This window comes from Streptococcus sp. 4155, assembly GCF_013276695.1.
Classification (GTDB): domain Bacteria; phylum Bacillota; class Bacilli; order Lactobacillales; family Streptococcaceae; genus Streptococcus; species Streptococcus pseudopneumoniae.
This window is the reverse complement of sequence record NZ_VMLM01000070.1, coordinates 1-402: the sequence shown is the minus strand read 5'-3', so window position 1 is coordinate 402 and position 402 is coordinate 1. Positions and strand designations below refer to the sequence as shown.

Sequence of the window (402 nt, the reverse complement as noted above, 5' to 3'; positions counted from 1 at the left end):
GCAGCGGACAAAGCTACCCGAGCCATTGACCAACAGCCAGCTACTGCGGATACTCCAGAAGCGGCTACTCAAGCTCAAACAGCGGTCACAACAGCTCAAACTACAGGAGAAGCTGACATTAAGAAGGTGAATCCAGTAGGAAAAGACAAGGCTAAAAAAGCTATTCAAGATGAGCTTGATAAGAAAGAAGCTGAGATTGAAGGAAATGACCAGCTTAGCCCAGATGAAAAACAAGTGGCTAAGGAACAAGCTAAAGCGGCAGCGGACAAAGCTACCCGAGCCATTGACCAACAGCCAGCTACTGCGGATACTCCAGAAGCGGCTACTCAAGCTCAAACAGCGGTCACAACAGCTCAAAATACAGGAGAAGCTGACATTACGGAGGGGAATCCAGTAGGAAAA

2 protein-coding genes (1 of these 2 only partly in view) are annotated in these 402 nt (G+C 48.3%); both read left to right on the top strand.

Features of this window, described 5'->3' with window-relative positions; all coding sequences use genetic code 11:
• Window positions 1-130 carry the 3' portion of a YSIRK-type signal peptide-containing protein gene (locus HT715_RS08725; RefSeq protein ID WP_172922912.1) on the top strand. 2,168 nt of this gene lie to the left of the window's left edge, so the window shows 130 of its 2,298 coding nt (coding positions 2,169-2,298); its start codon lies beyond the left edge, outside the window; it ends in the stop codon at window positions 128-130.
• Window positions 127-402 (top strand): DUF1542 domain-containing protein (locus tag HT715_RS08720; RefSeq protein WP_172922911.1); only part of this gene is annotated, 276 nt, incomplete at its 3' end. The genes HT715_RS08725 and HT715_RS08720, both read left to right, overlap by 4 nt.